The sequence below is a fragment of the Streptomyces sp. NPDC094143 genome, assembly GCF_040303825.1.
Classification (GTDB): domain Bacteria; phylum Actinomycetota; class Actinomycetes; order Streptomycetales; family Streptomycetaceae; genus Streptomyces.
On the sequence record NZ_JBEOTZ010000049.1, the window covers coordinates 1 to 18,590 of the forward strand.

14 protein-coding genes and 1 pseudogene are annotated in these 18,590 nt (G+C 68.6%); 6 read left to right on the forward strand and 9 right to left on the reverse strand.

The genetic code is table 11. The annotated features are described in order from the left end of the window. A partial coding sequence (locus tag ABTZ58_RS35705) for a DUF6884 domain-containing protein (protein ID WP_351366364.1) occupies positions 1-303 on the reverse strand: 303 nt, incomplete at its 3' end. A 373-nt stretch (positions 304-676) separates the two neighbouring features. Here ABTZ58_RS35705 and ABTZ58_RS35715 point away from each other — a divergent pair. Beyond that, a pseudogene (locus ABTZ58_RS35715) lies at positions 677-911 on the forward strand (Tn3 family transposase); the annotation flags it as partial. Between the two features lie 313 nt (positions 912-1,224). Here ABTZ58_RS35715 and ABTZ58_RS35720 read toward each other — a convergent pair. Both ABTZ58_RS35720 and ABTZ58_RS35725 read right to left on the reverse strand, forming a co-directional pair. Beyond that, positions 1,225-1,731, reverse strand: a complete 507-nt coding sequence (locus ABTZ58_RS35720) for a hypothetical protein (protein ID WP_351366254.1) — start codon at positions 1,729-1,731, stop codon at positions 1,225-1,227. A gap of 46 nt (positions 1,732-1,777) precedes the next feature. Beyond that, the gene (locus tag ABTZ58_RS35725; RefSeq protein ID WP_351366257.1) at positions 1,778-2,872 is read right to left on the reverse strand and encodes a hypothetical protein; all 1,095 of its coding nucleotides are present in this window, start codon (positions 2,870-2,872) and stop codon (positions 1,778-1,780) included. A gap of 406 nt (positions 2,873-3,278) precedes the next feature. On the opposite strand from ABTZ58_RS35725, the gene ABTZ58_RS35730 reads away from it, so the two are divergent. The 4 genes from ABTZ58_RS35730 (at position 3,279) to ABTZ58_RS35745 (ending at position 8,689) form a co-directional block, all read left to right on the forward strand. Continuing rightward, positions 3,279-3,998: a hypothetical protein gene (locus ABTZ58_RS35730; RefSeq protein ID WP_351366260.1), complete on the forward strand. Its 720-nt coding sequence runs from the start codon at positions 3,279-3,281 to the stop codon at positions 3,996-3,998. Between the two features lie 68 nt (positions 3,999-4,066). Then, the gene (locus tag ABTZ58_RS35735; RefSeq protein ID WP_351366263.1) at positions 4,067-5,917 is read left to right on the forward strand and encodes an FG-GAP-like repeat-containing protein; all 1,851 of its coding nucleotides are present in this window, start codon (positions 4,067-4,069) and stop codon (positions 5,915-5,917) included. A gap of 693 nt (positions 5,918-6,610) precedes the next feature. Further along, positions 6,611-7,057 (forward strand): PDZ domain-containing protein, encoded by a 447-nt coding sequence (locus ABTZ58_RS35740; protein ID WP_351366266.1) that lies wholly within the window; start codon positions 6,611-6,613, stop codon positions 7,055-7,057. A gap of 105 nt (positions 7,058-7,162) precedes the next feature. Continuing rightward, on the forward strand, positions 7,163-8,689 hold the full coding sequence (locus ABTZ58_RS35745; protein ID WP_351366269.1) for an NHL domain-containing protein: 1,527 nt from the start codon (positions 7,163-7,165) through the stop codon (positions 8,687-8,689). A gap of 433 nt (positions 8,690-9,122) precedes the next feature. Here ABTZ58_RS35745 and ABTZ58_RS35750 read toward each other — a convergent pair whose 3' ends face one another. Beyond that, complete coding sequence (locus ABTZ58_RS35750) at positions 9,123-10,232, reverse strand: site-specific integrase (RefSeq protein WP_351366272.1); 1,110 nt, start codon at positions 10,230-10,232, stop codon at positions 9,123-9,125. 74 nt (positions 10,233-10,306) lie between these two features. On the opposite strand from ABTZ58_RS35750, the gene ABTZ58_RS35755 reads away from it, so the two are divergent. Further along, a protein-coding gene (locus tag ABTZ58_RS35755) for an IS5 family transposase (RefSeq protein ID WP_351366275.1) occupies positions 10,307-11,127 on the forward strand; the annotation gives its coding sequence in 2 pieces (ribosomal slippage) (positions 10,307-10,654 and positions 10,657-11,127; 819 coding nt in all). Here the strand turns inward: ABTZ58_RS35755 and ABTZ58_RS35760 are convergent. The 5 genes from ABTZ58_RS35760 to ABTZ58_RS35780 all read right to left on the reverse strand — a co-directional run bounded on the left by ABTZ58_RS35760 (position 11,117) and on the right by ABTZ58_RS35780 (position 18,454). Then, entirely contained in the window at positions 11,117-11,473 is a 357-nt protein-coding gene (locus ABTZ58_RS35760) for a hypothetical protein (protein WP_351366278.1), read from the reverse strand. The genes ABTZ58_RS35755 and ABTZ58_RS35760 overlap by 11 nt on opposite strands. Beyond that, the gene (locus ABTZ58_RS35765; protein WP_351366281.1) at positions 11,470-12,708 is read right to left on the reverse strand and encodes a hypothetical protein; all 1,239 of its coding nucleotides are present in this window, start codon (positions 12,706-12,708) and stop codon (positions 11,470-11,472) included. The genes ABTZ58_RS35760 and ABTZ58_RS35765 overlap by 4 nt, the downstream gene beginning before the upstream one ends. Positions 12,709-14,254: 1,546 nt before the next feature. Further along, positions 14,255-15,670, reverse strand: a complete 1,416-nt coding sequence (locus ABTZ58_RS35770; RefSeq protein ID WP_351366284.1) for a nitrosuccinate lyase — start codon at positions 15,668-15,670, stop codon at positions 14,255-14,257. Then, the gene (locus tag ABTZ58_RS35775; protein WP_351366287.1) at positions 15,667-17,637 is read right to left on the reverse strand and encodes an FAD/NAD(P)-binding protein; all 1,971 of its coding nucleotides are present in this window, start codon (positions 17,635-17,637) and stop codon (positions 15,667-15,669) included. The genes ABTZ58_RS35770 and ABTZ58_RS35775 overlap by 4 nt, the downstream gene beginning before the upstream one ends. A gap of 448 nt (positions 17,638-18,085) precedes the next feature. Further along, positions 18,086-18,454, reverse strand: coding sequence for a hypothetical protein (locus ABTZ58_RS35780; protein ID WP_351366290.1), 369 nt, complete (start codon positions 18,452-18,454; stop codon positions 18,086-18,088). Between the last annotated feature and the right edge of the window lie 136 nt (positions 18,455-18,590).

Below are 18,590 nucleotides of genomic sequence, written 5' to 3' on the forward strand. Positions count from 1 at the left end.
GTGCTCACCCATGCCGCCCGACAGGGGCGTGTGCAGGTGAGGGATGGCGGGGCGCAGCAGATCGGCGTAGTCCTGACCGCCGAGGAAGATCACGTTGGCGTCGTGGGTGCCGAGAGCCGCGGCGTGGTCGGCGATCCGCTCGGGGGTGACGGCCCGCTCGTCGCCGATCGTCACGTCGTATGGCAGCAGCGGACGCTTGAGATCGACCAGGCCGTGCAGTGCGGACATGATCCGGATCAGCGACCGGTCGGTGAGAGCGTCGGCTGCCAGGCGCAGCGACCGGTGGTACAGGCCGGTGTACAGCTCCCCGCGGGGTAGCCGGCGTTGACGTTGCCGTAGTCGTTGAAGCCCGGGTGCGGCTTCTTCTCATTCCCGCACGCGAAGGCATGCGGGTTCCGGGAATCTTGGGCTCCAGACCACGTGAACCCGTACCTGAGTCCCTAAATCACAGCCCGTCACGTACGAGTTGAAAAGCTGGCTCCGGTCCGGCCTCGTGCCGCGGAGCGGTGTAAGACGCTGTACGACCAAGCGTGGGAGATCGGGACGCGTACGGGCTACCACCCTGACGACGATGGCGAGTGGGACCGGCGGTTCCGTACGCTCCTGCACGGCGGGGTGTGGACGCACGCCGAGGGCCCGAAGGCGTTGCTCGACTACGCGGTGGGCTGGCTGCGCCGTCTTCGGACGTGAGGGGCGTCCGACGCCGCCGGGCGCGACGTTCGCGGATTATGGGCGGATCGCGAAGACCGAGCGCATGCTGCGTGTGGTCGATCCGGTGGGACGACACCTACCGGCGGATGAACCGGCAGCTCACGGTGCAGGAGTCCCCCCACAGGCTGGCCCAGGACGTGTGTCCTGGCAAGCGCGGCACCATCCACCAGGCGTACTGGGACGGGATGGAGAATCAGCTACGTCACCAGCATCGCCCACGTCCTCGGCACCGCCACCGCGCTGGACAGGCCACCGTGGACGGAGACCGCCCCGGCCTACCTGCTCGCCCACCAGCAGGCCGACGGCAATTTCACCTTGCGGCCTGAAAAGGTCGCCCCCCGCCCCATCCCCTACCACCACCACTCCCACCCCGCGATCTTCACCCTCACCGCCCTGGGTGACTCCAACCACGCTCCCGTAATGCGGCAATGACGACCACAGGGGGCGGCCACCGGCAGGACCGGCCGGACGCCACATGTCGCCCGTCGCCCTGCCCCGACTCGCACGTCAGGTCTACTCGGCGCGGGACGGCTTCTCCGCGGTTGCCTTGGGCGCCGTGGGTGCCTCCGGGGCCTTCGGAGCCTGCGGGGTCTTGGGGGGCTTGCTGAAGTCGCTCTTGCTGGGCCTGTTCTGCAGGTCCTCGTCCTTCTGGAGGTCGCCGTGCTCCTTCACCGTCGCGCTCGCGTCCTGCATGCCGGCGGAGGCTGCCTTGGTGACCGAGCCGGGGTCCTGGGCGTACTCGGCCTGCGAGCTGGCGGACGCCTGCGTGGTGTGAATGAAGGAGCCGAGGAAGCCCAGGACCGCGCGGGCCTCGGGCGAGGTCTCCTGCACGATCTTCGCGCGGGAGGAGGCGCCGTGGAGCGCGGTGTTGAACAGGCTGGTGCTGGTGTCGTCGTACGTGCCGTCGTCGGAGTCCTCGAAGTCGACATCCTCGCCGGGCCGGGGCTTCGTGCTGTCGGTGGTCACGGAGAACAGCCCCGCACCCCTGCTCGCAGAGTTGAAAATGTTGTCGAACACCATGGTCGTCACCTCTGGTCATCTACGTCGTGGCGGCGGTGCCGCGGGGTCAGGGCTGCTTGTAGAGCGTCTGCTGGCTGACGGTCAGGGCCTCGACGTCGAGCAGGGTGTGGTGGACGTCCAGGGCGGAGACGACCTCGGCCAGCCCGTGCATGTGGAAGCCGCCCGGCGTCAGGTCGAGGTCGTTGATGTCGCGGGCGACCATGTGGTCGAGGCCGGGATAGGTGCCGGGCTGCGGGGGAGCAAGGACCGCCACCGGGACGGCGTACTGCACCGCGATCAGCCCGGAGAAGGTCACCGGGATCTCGTAGGTGTACTGCTTGCGGGTACGCCGCTGGGTGACGAGGGTCTGCACGCGGGAGTTCGCCGGCACCTTACCGGAGATCTGCGACTTCGAGACCCAGCTGGTGGTAAGCGAACCCCCGACGGTGGCCGCGATGCCCAGCGCCAGCTGGGCGTTGAGGGACGCGTTGCCCGTGGCACTGCCCGAGGTCGTGAACCCCACCGAGTTGGTCATCGTGTTCGACGAGGAGTTCGTCGCGGAACTGCTCGCGGACGTCTCGGTGGTGTTGGCGTTGTCGACGCCGATGCTGTCCTTGCTGTTCTTGTTGGTGACCGTGTTCGCGTTCTTGTTCGCCGTCCCGTTCTGGCACGACGCCGCGAGCTGCGACTGCAGGTCCAGGCGCAGCTGGTTCTGCAGCTGCAGCTGCAGCGACGCGCCGATGCTGCCGCCGAAGGTGAGTTTCGCGTCGCCATGGAGTGACCAGGTGACCCCGTTGGAGATGGTGAAGTCGACCGAGTCGGTGAAGGTCATCTCGTCGCTGCTGCGGTTGACGTAGGTGCGGGAGGAGAACGTGTCGGGCGGGGGCTGGGCGATGTCACCGCGCACCTCGATAAGCGGCTCCCCGAGGTTCATGTAGGCGAGCCAGCCCCGCTCGAACGCGGTCCCGGAGAAGGTGCCGAAGCTCGACTTGTTCACGGAGAACCCGACGGGCTTGTGCTTCACGCCGGAGGGGTCGACGTACACCAGGTTGGGGTGGTTCAGGAGCGACTGCCAGGTCTGCTCGATGTTGAGTTCCCGCAGGTTCTTCTTCGTCAGCGGCTGACGCTTGGCATCTACCAGGCTGTATGCGGTGGAAGGCATCTACCCGTCCTCGACTAATTCCGGACGAACCGCGCTCGATGAAATGCGAACAGAAATCGCGCGTGTTCCGGCAGGCGAAATTATCGCGTCTTCTCTTGCCTGGGGAGTTGTATTCACATGTCACACTCAATCGAGTGATCGATTTTCGGAAGTTGCTTCCGAAACGCCGGTGAAGTGACCTTTCTTCACCGGCATTCACTCGATCGATGTGTTTTTGTCAACCTTTCTCACGGGTACCTTGGTCCCGGGCGCTACCGCAGGGGGAATTTCGCTTCCAGTCGTTCATCCCGCTCTCCATCCGGATTCCGTTCGCAGCACACGTCCGCCTCAATGCGGCTCCATCGAATGCCGCGATAGGCATCCGAAGTTTTCGTGTTTCACATTCAGAACAGGTGAGGTAACCGCCATGTACACCCAAGAGCGCACGGCAATGTCCAATTTGGTGGTCGGCGGCCCGGTGGCGGTGAACAGCTACGACAACGCGATCGTGGCGGCACTGGTCGAGAACCGGCCGGTCATGCTCGTCCACGCCTTCAACGGCGGCTACCTGCGACCCGCCGAGCTGGGCGAGGCAAGCCACGACAAGGGCGTCCAGCTGGCCACCGCCCTCGACGACACCGTCAAGGAGGCCAAGGGCCACCTCTGGCACATCACCCCCGCCGGCTTCTTCGGGCAGCGGCCCCTGTACTTCATCGAGAGCGCCGCAGGCCAGGCGGCGCCCCAGCCCGCCGGCACGGGCGGAACCGACGCCGGACGCGGCGACGACGGCACACCGAAGCCGCAGCGCAGGCGCATGACCGTCCACCAGGACGCGCCCCAGACCACGGCCGACACCGTCCAGGTCGGCCTGCCCGACAAGGTGGGCGAGAAGTGGCGGGGGAAGAACGGCGCACCCGAGGACACCCAGCTGTGGGTCGTCACGGTCACGCCGTGGGGCGGCATCACCTTCGTGCCCATCACGCACCCCGACACCATCCTTGGCTTCAAGGACCACGCGGTGACCGCCAACAGCGAGGTCCGGCTCACTCACAATTGGGGCGGGGACTTCACCGGGACGGTCATCAACACCTTCTACCCGCGTCTGCCCAGCGAGTGGAACGTCCCGTACCACCACGTCTTCACGTGACCGGCGGCCACTGCCGTACAACCCCCCGCCCCGAATCACCGTCCGCACCGCCTGGAAGAGGCACCACGATGCCCGTGCCCACCGAAGAACTAAAACTGGAGATCGTCAACGCCGCCACGGGGAAGATCCTCGACGGCAGGGCCGCACCGGGGCAGGACGGGGCGCTCGTCGTCCGTGAGTTCCCCGAGGACGGTCCGGCCCCGGAGCAGTGGCACATTGTCCCCGCGCAGTCCGCGCAGGACGAGCAGGTCTACGTGATTCACAACGCGACCGGCGGCAAGGTACTCGAGCAGCCCGCCGCCGCAGGCGGCGGCGTCCAGCAGGCAAACGTGGCCGACGGCAGGAAGACCCAGCAGTGGCGCCTCGTCCCCGCCGCCGGCGAAGCCGCCCTCTACGTGATCGAGAGCGCGGCCGACGACACCGTCCTCGACCTCGACCTCGATGCCGACCTCGGCGCGTCCGCTGAACAGGGAATCCGGGTCGTCGTGCGCGCGTACGACGAGGACGCGGAGAGCCAGCGGTGGCGTCTCGTGCCGGCCGAGCCCGAGCGCGTCAGCGACCCCGTACTGCGCTGGACGCGGCTGGGGCACTGGAACGGCCGGCAGTCCTGGCGGCTGGCTCCCTCGACGGCACTGCGGCCCGCACCCGACGCGACACCCTCATTCAGCGATCTGCTGCTGGTCCTCGACCGGTTCGGCACCGACCAGGACGCCGGCGGCTGGAAGACCGAGGGAGCCATGCCCCGCCCCTGCGGGCAGCCCGGCTGGTGGGCCGGGCTCGGCGCGCGGTTCCTCGCTGGAACCGCCGACAAGGCGCCGGCGGACATCGTCGCGCTCAAGCCAGCCGAAGGGGCTGTGACGGCGGCCGCGCGAGGTGACGGTACTTTCGAGGACGAGGAGCGCGTCCTGCACCCGCCCGCACCCTCCCCGAGTCCCGCGGACCTGTGGACCCTGGCCGATATCACGGGCGAAGGCAAGCCCGGCATCGTGATGCTGGCAGCCGACGGTGTGCGGGTGTCCCTCCAGGAGGAGGACGGAACGCTCCCGCCCGCGGGCGGCGAGCCGGCCCTCAAGGCGTTCGGCCACGGCGATCAGGCCGGCGGTTGGCTGGCCGACAATCACCCCCGCTTCCTCGCCGACACCACCGGCAACGGCCGGCTCGACATCGTCGGCTGCCACGACGACGGCGTCTGGATCTCCCTCCAGGACCAAGACGGAAAGTTCGCGCCACTGCCCGACGAGCCCGCTCTCCGGGCGTTCGGCCACGACGACAAGGCCGGCGGCTGGCAGGCCGACAAACACCCCCGCTTCCTCGCCGACACCACCGGCAACGGCCGGCTCGACATCGTCGGCTGCCACGACGACGGCGTCTGGATCTCTCTCCAGGACGAGGACGGCGTCTTCGCCGAGCCCCTGTACGTCCTCGACGACTTCGGAACCGACCAGGGATGGGCCTCGGTCGAAGAGCACCCCCGGTTCCTGCTGAAGACCACCGGCGACGGCGCGATGGACATCATCGGCTTCGGCCCCCACGGCGTCGTCGTCGCACGCGGCCTCGACGACGGCACCTTCGAGCCCGCGAAGCTCGTCTTGAACGACTTCGGCACCGCCCAGGGATGGACGGCCACGAAGCACCTCCGCTTCCTCGCCGACATCACCGGCGACGGTAACCCTGACATCGTCGGCTTCGGCGACGAAGGAGTCTGGGTGGCCCACAACCGCGGCGACGGCAGGTTCGAACAAGCCCAGCTCGTCTGCCGTGGCTTCGGCTACAACGACGACGCCGGCGCCTGGCGGGTCAGCCACCACCCCCGCTTCCTTGCCGACATCACCGGCGACGGACGCCTCGACATCATCGGCTTCGGAGGCCCAGGCGTCTACGTGGCCCGCAACCTCTACCGCCGCTTCCGCACCCGATAAGCCCCTGGAACAGCAACAGCGGCATCTCGACGATGAGGCGCCGGGCTGCCGTCCTGGATACGGCCCCTGGACGCGGCCCCCGTGCGGAACCCGGCACCCCGACCGGTCCAGTGCTCTGGGCACTGGGCACCGGCTCGGTCAGCCAGACCGCCCAGCTGCGCCTACACGGGCCCGAGGACCACATCCCCGCCCCCGAGGGGCGAGACACAGCGCTCCCGGCCGGTCCCGATGGCCCACCGCTGGGCGCCAGAGCCAGTCCACTGCCCGGTCCCCGCGCGTACCAATCGTGCTCGGGCTCCCTGTCGCACTGCGAGACCGTGGCGCACCCGCGGACGTCCGCCTACGGGCACACCCATCTACTGATCGATCAACAACTCTGCGTAATCGCAGTTGGGAGAACTCATGCGCAAGTCCACAGCGGCATGCACAGTACTCGCACTAGGAGCGAGCTTGTTCCTCGGAGGGCTGGCGCCCGGAGCCACCGCTGCGCCCGCTCCTGCTACGGTCACGGCGCTCCGTGCGCCGACGCCCCCGTCCTCTGTTCCTGATCTCGATGCCCCCGGGCCGGCCAGGACGGTCGAGTTCCCACCGGACGGGCGAGTCCGCTCAAGTCCCGGGCATGTGCAGATCCAAGCTCCGCAGTACACACGCATCGTCCGGGTGGACCCCTGGTGCAGCGGCATGAGCTGCCCTGTGACCATTGCCCCCGACGGCTCGTCCGCCAGCTTCTCGACGCAGAGCAACAACTGGATCTGGAGCCGGCCCTGGAAGGTCGACGTCGTCGCCACGGATGACGCCCCCATGGCAGGTGGCCGATACAGCGGCACTCTCACCTTCGAAGGTGTGACGGTGGACTGGACCGTCAACATCACCCAAGGCACCCCCGGCGCCTTCGGCGGATACGTCAGCAGCGTCCCCGGCGGAGGAGGCGCCCGGGTCCGTTTCGTCGACTCCGATCTCAACGCCGCCGCCGCAGGGTTCAAAGACAAGGACATCATCACCTCCGTCGACGGTCAGCCCGTCACGTCGGCGGCGTCCCTCAGCGCCGTCCTCGCCGGCAAGCGAGCCGGAATCGCGGTACCCGTGGGCATCACGCGCAACGGCACCCAAATGACCCTGCAGTACACGGTCGACGCGTGACCACCTCGACATCCACGCACCGGCACGCCTGCCGCTCCTGCGGCCTTCGGACACGACCGGCAAGGCCTCCGCACCGGCCGGCCGGCACACGGTGAGGAGATGATGATGAGCAAGGCCCAAACAACAGCAGAGAGTGAAGACCTCGCCCCCAAAATCACCACGGTGGCCGGAACCGGAGATGCCGGGGCCCAAGGAGACGATGGGCCCGCTGTTGCGGCCAGCCTTGACCGTCCCTACGGCCTCGCGATGGACAGCACGGGCACCCTCTACGTCTCCGACCACAACAATCACCAGGTCCGGAAGGTCACCACCGACGGCAGGATCCGCACGGTGGCAGGGACCGGCACTGCCGGGTTCGAGGGCGATCACGGCCCCGCCCTCTCAGCCCAGCTGGACGGCCCGCGTGAGGTGGCGGTGGACCGTGCCGGGAACCTCTACATCGCCGATTCCGAAAACCACCGGATCCGCAGGGTTACGGCTGACGGCCTGATCGGCACAGTCGCCGGCACGGGTACCGCCGGGTTCAGCGGTGACGACGGCCCCGCCGAGGCCGCCGAGTTGAACTGTCCGTACGGGATCGCAGTGGACAGGATCGGCAACCTCTACATCGCCGATACCGACAACCACCGGGTCAGGCAGGTCACACCGGACGGGAAGATCCGCACAGTCGCTGGGACCGGAACCCCGGGACTCTCCGGCGACGGCGGGCCTGCCACCGCGGCTCAGCTCAACACCCCGTACGGCGTTGCGGTGGACGGCACCGGCGATCTCTACATCACCGATGCCGAGAACCACCGGGTCCGCAGGGTTGCCGGGGACGGCACGATCAGCACGGTCGCGGGCACGGGCACCGTCGGCTTCAGCGGTGACGGCGGCCCCGCCACCTCAGCCCAGCTGGACTTCCCCCTGGGCGTGGTGGCGGATACCACCGGCACCCTCTACGTCTCCGACCACAACAACCACCGGGTCCGCAGGGTTGCCGGGGACGGCACGATCAGCACGGTCGCGGGCACGGGCACCGTCGGCTTCAGCGGTGACAGCGGCCCCGCCACCTCAGCCCAGCTGAACTACCCATTCGGTCTCGCGGTCGACTGCGTCGGCGCCCTCTACATCGCCGACTACGTCAACAACCGCGTCCGGAAGGTCGCGGCGGCCGCCATGGCAGGACTGCCCGAATCAGGCACGATGGTCTCCTGGGCGAGCGTCCGCAGCCGGCTGCGGATCGGAGTCACGCGCGAGTCGCTCAAGGACGGGGCCAAGATCCAGCAGTCGCTCGCCGCCCCCCGCCAGTCGCAGCGGTGGCGCCTGGTCGTAGCCGGCCACACCGCCAGCGGCGACGTGGTTTACACGATCGAGAACGTGCGCAGCAGGAAGGTCCTGGAAGTCGACGAAGCTCGGGGAGCGGCCGGGGCGGTGGTCGCACAGCGCGCCTACGAAGGCGACGAAGCGCACCATCAGCAGTGGCGGCTGATCCCGGTGGGCGCCGTGACCGACGATCCCCGGGTCTACGAGATCGCGAACCGGAACAGCGGTCTGCTTCTGGGCGTCGAAACCAACGCACCCGTGGTAATTACGCAGCGCTGGGCGGAGGGCGACCACCAGGGCAGGCAGTGGCAGTTGCTGCCCATGTAACGCACGAGCAGGGGGCAGGAGCGGCCTCGCCGCTCCTGCCCCCTGCCTTTCAGCCGGGCGCTACTCGCCCTCAGGTCTGGGGCCTTCTGAGCGGGCGGCTCGGGCACTTTCGGCGTCTCCTGATCTTGGGGCCTTGGCGCAGACCACATCACCGAGGAATACGCGACATTGCAACATACGGGCCCACCGGTCCCCAGGCCGTACACCCTGCGCATCTCCGCCGCCCCGGCCGTTCACCGCCAGCTCCTCACCTGGCGCCAGCCGCTCGACGGCGGTCAGGGCGTCCCGCCGGTCCTGGCACAGCGCAAGGCCTGCCGCGAGTCCGAGAACCGGGTCGGCGCATTTGCGCCTCCCGGACCATGATCGGCGACGCCGCGATTTTCTGTACCGCAACTACTCATACCCGTACCTGGCCGAGTACCAGCACCGCCGCTCACCTCATCGGGGTAGCTTCGCGGTGCGTTCGGGGTGGGCCGCGGTGATGTACCGCATCGCGGTCTGAGCGGAGTTGCCGAACAGGCGCATCAGGTGGAGCGGGTCGTCGACCTCGAATGCCTCGTGGCGGATTCGGTCCTGTCGCAGCGTCGGCATGGTCAGTTCGGTGGGCCGGAAGATAGCGGTGAAGGTGGTGCCGATGGGTGAGTGGGTGGTGTCTACTGCGGTCCATCGGTTGATCAGCAGATGTGGGTTGGTGGTCACCGGCCAGCGGCGGTGCCGTTCGCGGAGCCAGGCGGAGGCGCAGCGGTAGGTGAGTTCGTCCCTCCCGCCTGCCTTCCCGGTCCTGGTCGCGCTCGCGGTCCCCGCCGCGGTTCCGCGAGGATCCGATACCGAGGTAGATGATGTGCCGTTTGCCGGGGCGCCGGACGATGAGGCGCTCACGGGACAGGTCGAGGTCGGTGAGCAGCAGGTGGCGCATGTCGGTGCCGCTGAGGGCGTGGACGCAGACGAGCACCATGACGAAGCGCTGGAAGTCGTTTCGCGCGTGGCTGAGGACGTCGGCCAGTCGGTCCGAGGGCACGGAAGGCGGGGTCGTGTTGATACCTGCGAAGACGAGGCCGCGGGTGGGATCGCGGAAGATCACGCCTTCTTGCCGGAGGGCCCGGAAGACGTTGCGCAGGACGATGTGGATTGAGCGGGCCGGCGTCCCCTTCCGGGTGGCGATGGCCCGCTTGACGTCGTCGCGGGTGATTTCTCGCAGGCTCTCGATGCCGTCCGCGAGCCATCCCTTGAGGATCGGGTCCAGGACATGCCAGTAGCGGGCGATGCTCCGGTAGGTGCGGCCGGTGTGCTCCCACGTGCCCTCTCCGCGCACGGCCTTGATCCAGACCGAGAGTTCCTGCGCGATCGCCGCGGGAAGCGCGGCGAGCTCGGCCTCCAAGCGTTTCTGGTGCGCGTCCCGGCGAACCTCGGCATCCGGGATCAGCAGCCCGCGGGTTTCCAGGAACTGCGTGACCCGCCGTCCGCTGAACTTCAGGGGATGGTTGTCGACGAGCGAGCGGATGTCGGACTCCAGCAGCGGGGCATCGGCACCGAGCCAGGACACCAGGATGGTCAGTGTGTTCCGGGTCTTAACTGTAGACGTCGTTTCTTATGGCGTGATTGTTCGTTGATCCGTGCATGACGGATCTCGTGGAGCGGCTCGTACCGGACGAGTTGTGGGTGCTGTTCCGACGGGTGGTGCCCCCGACGCTGGTAGCGCGTCCGCAGGGTGGAGGACGGCGCCGGGCGGGAGATCGTGAAACCCTGGCCGCGATCATCTTCGTGGCGACTTCGGGCTGCACCTGGCGGCAGTTGCCGCCGGTGTTTGGCCCCGCCTGGCCCACGGTCTACCGCAGGTTCGCCCAGTGGAGCCGGGATCGGGTCTGGGCCCGGCTCCACCGCGTGATCCTCGACGAACTCGGAGCGCGGGGCGAGCTGGACTGGTCGCGGTGCGCCATCGATTCCGTCAGTTTGCGGGCCGCAAAAGGGGGCCATTGACGGGACCGAATCCGACCGATCGCGGCAAGTTGGGATCGAAGATCCACCTGATCACCGACCGGAACGGACTGCCGCTCTCCGTGGGCATCTCCTGCGCGAACATGCACGACAGCCAGGGCTTGGAGCCGCTCGTCCGCGGCATCCCTCCCATCCGGTCCCCCCGCGGGCCCCGGCGCCGACGGCCGGCGAAACTGCATGCCGACAAGGGCTACGACTACGACCACCTGCGTCGATGGCTCCGCTGGCGGGGCATCCGCCACCGCATCGCCCGCAAGGGCGTCGAATCCTCGCAGGGGCTGGGCCGGCATCGCTGGGTGGTCGAGAGAACCGTGTCCTGGCTGGCCGGCTGCCGAAGGCTCCATCGCCGCTACGAACGCAAGGCCGAACACTTCCTTGCCTTCGTCGGCATAGCCGCGACCCTGATCGGCTATCGCCGATTGGTGGGCCTGCTCAGGGCCTGAGCCGGTCCTGCTGCACGTCGAAGCAGACCAGACCCATGGACTCCGCGACGGCCGCCGCGTAGGCCGATGCTTCCTCGGCCATGCTCCACCGCATGGCGAAGTAGATCAGCGGGCCGCTGGCCTCATCGATCAGCGGACCGGTCGACCAGGGGGAGGTGTCCTCGTCGTCCTCGGTGATGTCACACCACCGCTCAAGCAGCGTGGCCACGTAAGCCGCAATGCGTTCGGACGGAGGTTCCTCCATCTCACCGTCGATGTAGCGGTCGTACAGCTCGCTGAACATCCGGCCGGCGGTCTTGTCATCCGCCGGTCTCTCGCCTTCCCAGACAGCAAGGTCGTAACTCATGCCCGGAGGCTCTCACACCGCACCGACACTCCACCCGGTCGGTGAACAGCACGGACCTCAACCAAAGGAAACGATGTCTTAGTGACGGGGACCTGGGACCACATCTCCTGCTTCATCACGCTGTCGAGGTCGGCCAGCAGTCGCTCGGCCGAGTTTGTGAGCGTCGGTAGATCGTGCCGCGCCAACTCGACCACCGGGCGCCAGTCTCGCCGGAGCTCGAACAACCTATCCTGCCCAGGGGCCGCCACGTGCTCGGACACAGGGCGACGCGCAGTAGGCGGGGTCACGCCCGGGTGACGCAGGGTGGGTGCCGGGACGGGTGAACCGAGCCACAACTGCGTCCCGAACCGAGTGATGTCCCCTGGGCCGTAGGTGGCTATGTGCCACCGGCATCCGCTGCAGTATCCGCCGACGAGCGGCAGGTCGACATGGCGGCAGCGGTCGCACGCTCCTGCGGAGGCCGAGCTGTTCCCTCTCTTCCGGGCGGCGAAGGACGAGCAGGGCTCGCAGATGACCTTCGTCTTCGCTGCGAACCAGGAGCCGCACTGCTGACAGGACCTCGGTGTCATCGCTCGAGGCACCCAGACGCGGCGCGTGCTCCGTGACGTCCGCGACTGCTGGGGACGGTCGGGTTCGCGTGGCTGTGGCAGGAGCCTGAGCATGTCCGCCCGCAGAAGGATCGCCCGGACGGAGCGGCCATAGTTGGGGATGTCGTCGAGGACCAGCTCGTCGACGAGGTCGTCGCCGTCGGCGTCGCGCACGGCGAGCGCGAGGCGCAGCATCTCGTGCAGCTTGCGCTGCATGGGTTTGCTGATGCTGGTGTCCGCAGCGAACGCCGCGGTGTGCTCGACGACATCGCTATAGCCGGCGAGCGGCCTTTGCAGAATGCGCCGGCAGACATCGATGGACAGCATCCGGCGGACCGGGAAGAGCGGTAGCTGCCCCCAGACGGCGGGAGGGAGGACCGCCGGGTCGTCTCGGGTCGGGGCCGCGGCCGCACGCAGGTGTTCCACCCAGTGCAGCCGCTGGCGCTGATCGGTGCCGGTGTGGCCGGTGCGCCTGCCGTACTTCCTCAGCGGTTGGGCGTGGGTGGGGGCGAGGCCGTAAAAGAGGAACATCAGCTGGCGGCTGCGAGGGCCGGAGCCTTCCGGATCGGTGACCCACGCGGCGTCGGCATCGAGCCGGACAGCGTGCAGGCATGCCCGGCACAGACGGTCGGAGTTGAGGTATCCCATGTGCCGGCAGCGCAGGCATACGCCCTGCTCGGGATGGTTCTTCCGCCACTCCGTGCACCCCTGGCAGGCGGCCAGCCCGAGAACCCCCCAGCCCGTGCAGTCCGGGCACTGAGCAGGATGAGATCGTGCCGCCATTGGTCAGTTCGGCGGCAGCGAGCGACGGCTGCCCTGCCGGCCGGGCGTCGGCCGTACCGGCCTTCCGTCGGGTCCTTCAGCGCCCACCGCCTTCGGCAGTTCTTCGGTCTCTCCCACAGCGGCCTCAAGGGGCTCGGCCTGGAGTCCACGCGGATCCGCGGCCTGACCGCGACCGTTCCGCGGCCCGTCTCGGCCGGGACGGTCGTGAACAGCGCGCTGAAGGCCTCGGGCTGAAGGCGCCCGAGGTCGGCCAGGTGGAGGTAGAAGCCGTGGATGGCGGCCAAGGCGGGAGCCAGAGTGGCCTCTTCGGGGAGCTGACCGTGCCCCCGGCCGGTGCTTGACCTTGGTGTGGTCCGCAGGTGCATCACGTACGACGCCATCCGAAGAGCCGCGTCGTTCCAGGTCAGGCCGCGCTCTTCAGACCAGATATGGAGCCGCTTCAGGTGGCCCGCGTAGGTCTTGGTGGTTGATTCCTCGCAGGACCGCCCGAATCGCAGGTGACGAAGGTGGTCGTCGACGTCGCCGACGACGGTCAAGGTGGGGCCGGCCAGCACCGTCCAGTAGGCGAGCTCGTCGCTTACCGCGACGCGAACGATCTCCGCATGCATCGGTGCCGTGATGACCACAGCGTGACCGTAGCCGAGCGACCGCCCCCACCTGCCCAGATCCATCAATCCCGTGACATACAGGGCGTTCATCAGCTATAGGCCTGAATTGTGGCCCCGCCTCAGCCTCCAACCTGTCGGTCAACGCGCGGTCCCGAGGTTGTCTTACTCGACCTGTGGCGTCGATCGGTACGAGTGAGACAAAGCAGCCTCACTGCGCGCAGAAGGGGCGAGTTCCGGTAGCGCCTTGGTGAGGACGGCCTGGTTCACCGGTACGCCGAACACCGCCACACTGCTCAGCCGCCGCTCACCGGCCGAGACGTTGTACAGGTCGAGGAGGTCGCGGACCGTGCGCGGGCGAAGTTCGGGCCGCGGGCGGTGATGCCCGGGGGGTTGGGCGGGGCGGCGGCGTAGGTGTGTGTTCGGGCAGGCTGTGGCGCGGCCGGCCGGTAGGCGGCTGCCGATGCCGCCGGACACCGAGGTCGCGTGCAGCCTCTGGGGGATCGCGGGCAGGCCGTCAAGGCGTGTCGTGGTGAGCCGGGGCGGGACCCGTCCCGACGCTGTGGCTCGTGCTGCTGGAGCGCGTTTGGGTTCGCGACGTAGCGCGCCGCCGGAGCCCGTGGAGAGGGCCCCGGCGGCGGGCGAGCCCTAGGCGCACCTTCGCTGCGTTTCCCGAACGCCCGCATCGACAGCATCCGCCGGCCCCACGACGTTTTGGCCGGCAAAGGGCCAGGGCGCCCGGGGCAGTTGCGCTCTCAGGTCCGGCCGGCAGGCATCCGCACGAGGTCCGGAGGGAGAACGGCTTCTCAGCGCCGCAAGGCCTGCTCCACCAGTACGGCCGCAGCGCCCGTGTAGCCGGTCGGGTCGCACAGCGTGACCAGCCGGTCCACAAGCGAGCGGGGCACTTCCGGCATGCGGGCGAGCACCGTGGCCAAGGGTTGCCTCGTGGTCTGCGCTTCCTGCGTGGCGCGCGTCAGCAGCGCTTTGGCAGGGGCCTTGCCCAAGGTCGGCGCCAGATGGGCGACCAGCCGCTCGGACACCACCTGACTGTCCGTCATGTCCAGGTTGGAGCGCATGCGGTCCGGCCGCACCTTCAGCCCTTCGACGAGTTCCGCAGCGGTCTGCGCGGCGCCGCCGGTCAGCCGTAGACAGTCCCGGAGCAGCGGCCACTCCGCGTGCCACACCCCGGCGGATCGTTCGTCCTCGCTGACCAGGCACTGTGCCAGTGCCGCCGAGAGGGCGGGCACTTGCAGCGCGGCACTGCGAACGAGCGTCGCGAGCACGGGGTTGCGCTTGTGAGGCATGGCCGAAGAGGCACCGCGGCCGGACGCAGCCGGTTCGGTGACCTCACCCACCTCGGTACGGGTCAGTGCCTGAACGTCCACGGCGATCTTGCCGAGCGCCCCGGCGGTGAAGGCCAGTGCAGCGGCCAGGTCGGCCACGGGTGTGCGCAGCGCGTGCCAGGGCAGTGCCGGCCGGGCCAGTCCCGTTTCGCTGGCATAGGTGTCCACCAGCCGTGTCACGTAGCCGTCCGGGTCAGCCAGGGTGCCCCCCTCGGCGAGTGCCGCGTACTCCAGGTATCCAGCCAGCGTGCCCGCCGCTCCGCCCAGGGAGGCGGGGAGGTTCCGCTGGACGCGGGCGACGCGCTCCACCGCGTCCAGCACCAACTCCCGCCAACCGGCGGCTCGCAGCCCGAATGTGGTCGGTACGGCGTGCAGCGCCAAGGTACGTGCGACGGCGGGAGTCCGCCGGTGTGCTGTTGCCAGCGCTGTCAGCGCATCGGCCGTACGCCGCAGATCGGCGAGGATCAGGTCGAGTGTCCTCCTCGCGACGAGCATCGTGCCGGTGTCGAGCACGTCCTGGCTGGTCGAGCCCCGGTGTACGTACTCGGCTGCCCTGGGGTCCTCAGCCGCGACGACCTCGGTGAATGCCTGCACCAGGCCGACCACCGGGTTGGCCGTCTCCCGCGCCGCCAGCGCCAGTGCTCTGACATCGAGCCGGTCGGCACGAGCCACTCGCGTGATCACCTCGGCCGCCGAAGCAGGGAGCGTGCCCACCGTTGCCTGTGCGCGGGCGAGCGCTGCTTCCGCGTCCAGCATGGCCTGTACCCAGGCCAGGTCACTGGTGGCGGCCTCCACCCGCGTGCCTGCTCGCACCGGTGCGAGCAGGCCGGCATCCGTCAGGTGCGTCGCGGTGGCCGGAGTCGCATGCGTGAGTGTCATACGATCACCCCGGACAGCTCCCCTTCGGCGTCCACCCGACGCACTTCCGCCGGTACATGAGCCGTCTGCGGCAGGGCGAGAACGGCCCGGGCGATCGCGTCGGAGTCGCCGAGCGTCACCGAGTCCACCCCGGGCCGGATGCCCGCTGCCGTCACCCAGTGCACCGCTTCCGTCGGCACCCCGTACGCGAACCGGCGGGGGTGAGGGCGGCCTCGTCCGTCCAGCAGCCGGTAGGGCCGTTCGGTGACCGCGAGTCCTCCCGTCACGTAACCGGTGCCATCAGCGGTCGCGATCCGGTACGGCGCCGCCTGGTCCGTATCCAGCAGGTGCTTGAGCAGAGGGTCCTCCGTGCGGCGCAGGTCGGGCTCGGGCAACCGTGCCTCTATCAGGACGCGGGCGCGTACCGCTTCACCGGGCACAACCGTCGAGTGCGCCACGTACACCTGGGCGGTGGTGTCGATCCGCACCTGAGTGCCCGGACCCGTCACGGTCAGCACACCCGCTTCGATCAGCGCGATCATCTCCTCGATGCGGGACGCCGGCGGCCCGATCGACAGGAAGGCGTTCAAGGGCGTGTACCAGCCCTCGAGGTCGTCCCGGTGGGAGCTTCCCTCGAGACCTCCGTGGTCGACGGCCAGACGGATTTCGTTGCGCAGGTCACGCAGCACGTCCAAGGCGGCTTTCAGAGGACCGCTGACGTTGCCGAGCCGGGCTGCGGCGACATCGCGCCGCAAGTAGTCCAGCAGCCAGGCGGTGAATTCCTGACGGTCGGTGAACTCGCGCTCCCCGAACGGTCGCGAAAGCCGCTCCCAACTCCAGTGCTGATCGGCCGGGATACCGTACTTGTCCAGCAGTTCCCGCCGATCCCCTTCGGTTTCCGTGGTGAGGAACGCCTGAGCGAATTCCTCCGCGGCGTCTCCGCGGGAGGCCAGCAACGTACTGTAATAAACGCTTTGCACCTCCAAGGAGATCAGTGGCCACAGGTCTTCGGTAAAGTTGACGGGCTGTCCGGCCGAACCGCGTCGTCGCAGACCAGCGATGTACTCGGCGGTCAGCTTGCGTGGGAAATAGCGACCGGTGGCACCCTTCTCGTTCTCCCCGCGCGCGTGGTAGGGCACGCCGCGACGGGAGAACGCGAACAGATGCGGCTCCTGGCCCGAGGGCCGGTACACCAACCGGTCGCCTTCTCGTACCATCCGGCCGCCACGGCCCACCGTGAACAACGCCATGTGATCGAAGAAGTTCAGCCCCAGCCCTCGCAGCAGTACGTTCTCGCCCGCCTTGATGCCGCTGAGGTCCAGGTCGGCAGGGTTGGCGGGGGTGATGTAGGTCAGGTGGTGAATGCGGGACAGGCTCGCCGTGCGTGCTTCACGCGAGGACAGGCGCGCCGGGACGTGCCCCTGGGCCAGCACGACCGCGTCCAATGTGTCCAGCCGAGTGCCGTCCTGCAGCCGCACACCCTGCGGCCCACCGGGCACGCCGTGGGTGTCGGCGGCGGCCACCGCGCGAGAACGGTGCACCCGTACCGTGACATGGTGCGGGGCCGAGGCCACGATCCGCTCGAAGCAGCCTCTGAGGTAGTGGCCGTAGAAGGCACGTGTCGGATAGGAGTTGGGCCCCAGCTTTCGCGCCTCTTCCATGACCTCCGTGCTGAAGTCGGCCGGGTCGCCCAGCAGGGCAAGAGACTTGGCCCACTCGTACAGGGTGGGACCCGGCTCGATGGGCCCGTCGATGCGCGCGCTGTCGTCGGTGAAGACCGTGATCTGCGAAGCCACCGTGTTCATCAGCAGGTGCTGGGACTGCTCAGGGCGCCATACGGCACCCGCACCCGGGGCGGCCGGATCCACCACATGCACGGTCACAGCCGAATGAGTCGGTGCGTTGCGCTCATTGGCCAGCAGGCGCTCGAGTACCGACAGCCCGCGCGGGCCCGCGCCGACAATGCACACCTCAAAGTTGCTGTGCATGCAGGGAATCCCTTCCAGGTAGGGAGGAAGCCAGTGATGAAAGGACGAGGCTGCCGCATCCGATAAGCAGGCACCGGGACAGGAAGCCCGAGTACGGGCATTCCGTTCCCGGTGCGGAATCAGCAGCCTTCGGCTGGGCCGCCGACGGTCGCCGAGGGGATGTCGAAAAGCCTGACCACAAGTGGTCGGCGAGGTGGTCGGCGGGAGGCGCGACGGAGATAGGTGTCCGTGTGCACGCTTGTGCGGGCCGGGACCTCGATGACGGGACGGTCGCTCTCCGTTGCCTCGGCGGATAAGTGATATCCCATGGACAAGAGCATGGCGATGCCGTACTGGCGGCGGCAAGGAGCCTGCTTCCAGTCCGTCAGGTCCGTGAGGGACCGTCAGATGGTCAACGGTGGCGAGCACCAGGAGCGGCGCCGCCTGTACGGGTTACCGCCGCAAGTCTTTACTGACGCGTAACTTCCCCCTTTGACTGGCACTTCTCCCCAGCCCAGTACACGTCGTGGTCGTCGCGGCCGGGCACGCGCTGGTCGGGCCGTCCGGCAGCCGTCACGACGGCTTCGTGCTGCACCCCGGGGAGCGTCGGCAGGATCGGCTCGGCGCATGGGGTGTCCGGCGTGCGGTCGTGCTGCTGCCGCCACTCCTCCAGCGCGGACCAACCCTGCTCGGTCATCCGGTGGGTGCCGCTGTCGCCCGTGTGGGGGGCGACCATGCCGTCCGCCACCAGGTTGGCCATCGTGGCGGGGTGGCCGGAGACGACGCCGTTGTCGTTGTGGTCCAGGGCGCGTGCGCCCTGCGGGGTGAGCTGGGACATGGGTGAGTTCCTTCCTGCCCGGCCGGGCAGTGAGCAGGGGGCGGTTGGTGAGGGGGGGTAGGAGGTGTGGCACCGGCCCTTGGGGGTCCGGTGGCGTCCCGAGGGCTGGTGCCGATGGATCGGGCGGTCCGGCGGG

Coding starts and splice junctions, on each gene's coding strand:
- ABTZ58_RS35735 (WP_351366263.1), top strand. CDS start 4,067: ATGCCCGTGCCCACCGAAGAACTAAAACTGGAGATCGTCAACGCCGCC.
- ABTZ58_RS35730 (WP_351366260.1), top strand. CDS start 3,279: ATGTACACCCAAGAGCGCACGGCAATGTCCAATTTGGTGGTCGGCGGC.
- ABTZ58_RS35745 (WP_351366269.1), top strand. CDS start 7,163: ATGAGCAAGGCCCAAACAACAGCAGAGAGTGAAGACCTCGCCCCCAAA.
- ABTZ58_RS35765 (WP_351366281.1), bottom strand. CDS start 12,708: ATGGGATACCTCAACTCCGACCGTCTGTGCCGGGCATGCCTGCACGCT.
- ABTZ58_RS35770 (WP_351366284.1), bottom strand. CDS start 15,670: ATGACACTCACGCATGCGACTCCGGCCACCGCGACGCACCTGACGGAT.
- ABTZ58_RS35775 (WP_351366287.1), bottom strand. CDS start 17,637: ATGCACAGCAACTTTGAGGTGTGCATTGTCGGCGCGGGCCCGCGCGGG.
- ABTZ58_RS35760 (WP_351366278.1), bottom strand. CDS start 11,473: ATGAGTTACGACCTTGCTGTCTGGGAAGGCGAGAGACCGGCGGATGAC.
- ABTZ58_RS35720 (WP_351366254.1), bottom strand. CDS start 1,731: ATGGTGTTCGACAACATTTTCAACTCTGCGAGCAGGGGTGCGGGGCTG.
- ABTZ58_RS35725 (WP_351366257.1), bottom strand. CDS start 2,872: ATGCCTTCCACCGCATACAGCCTGGTAGATGCCAAGCGTCAGCCGCTG.
- ABTZ58_RS35780 (WP_351366290.1), bottom strand. CDS start 18,454: ATGTCCCAGCTCACCCCGCAGGGCGCACGCGCCCTGGACCACAACGAC.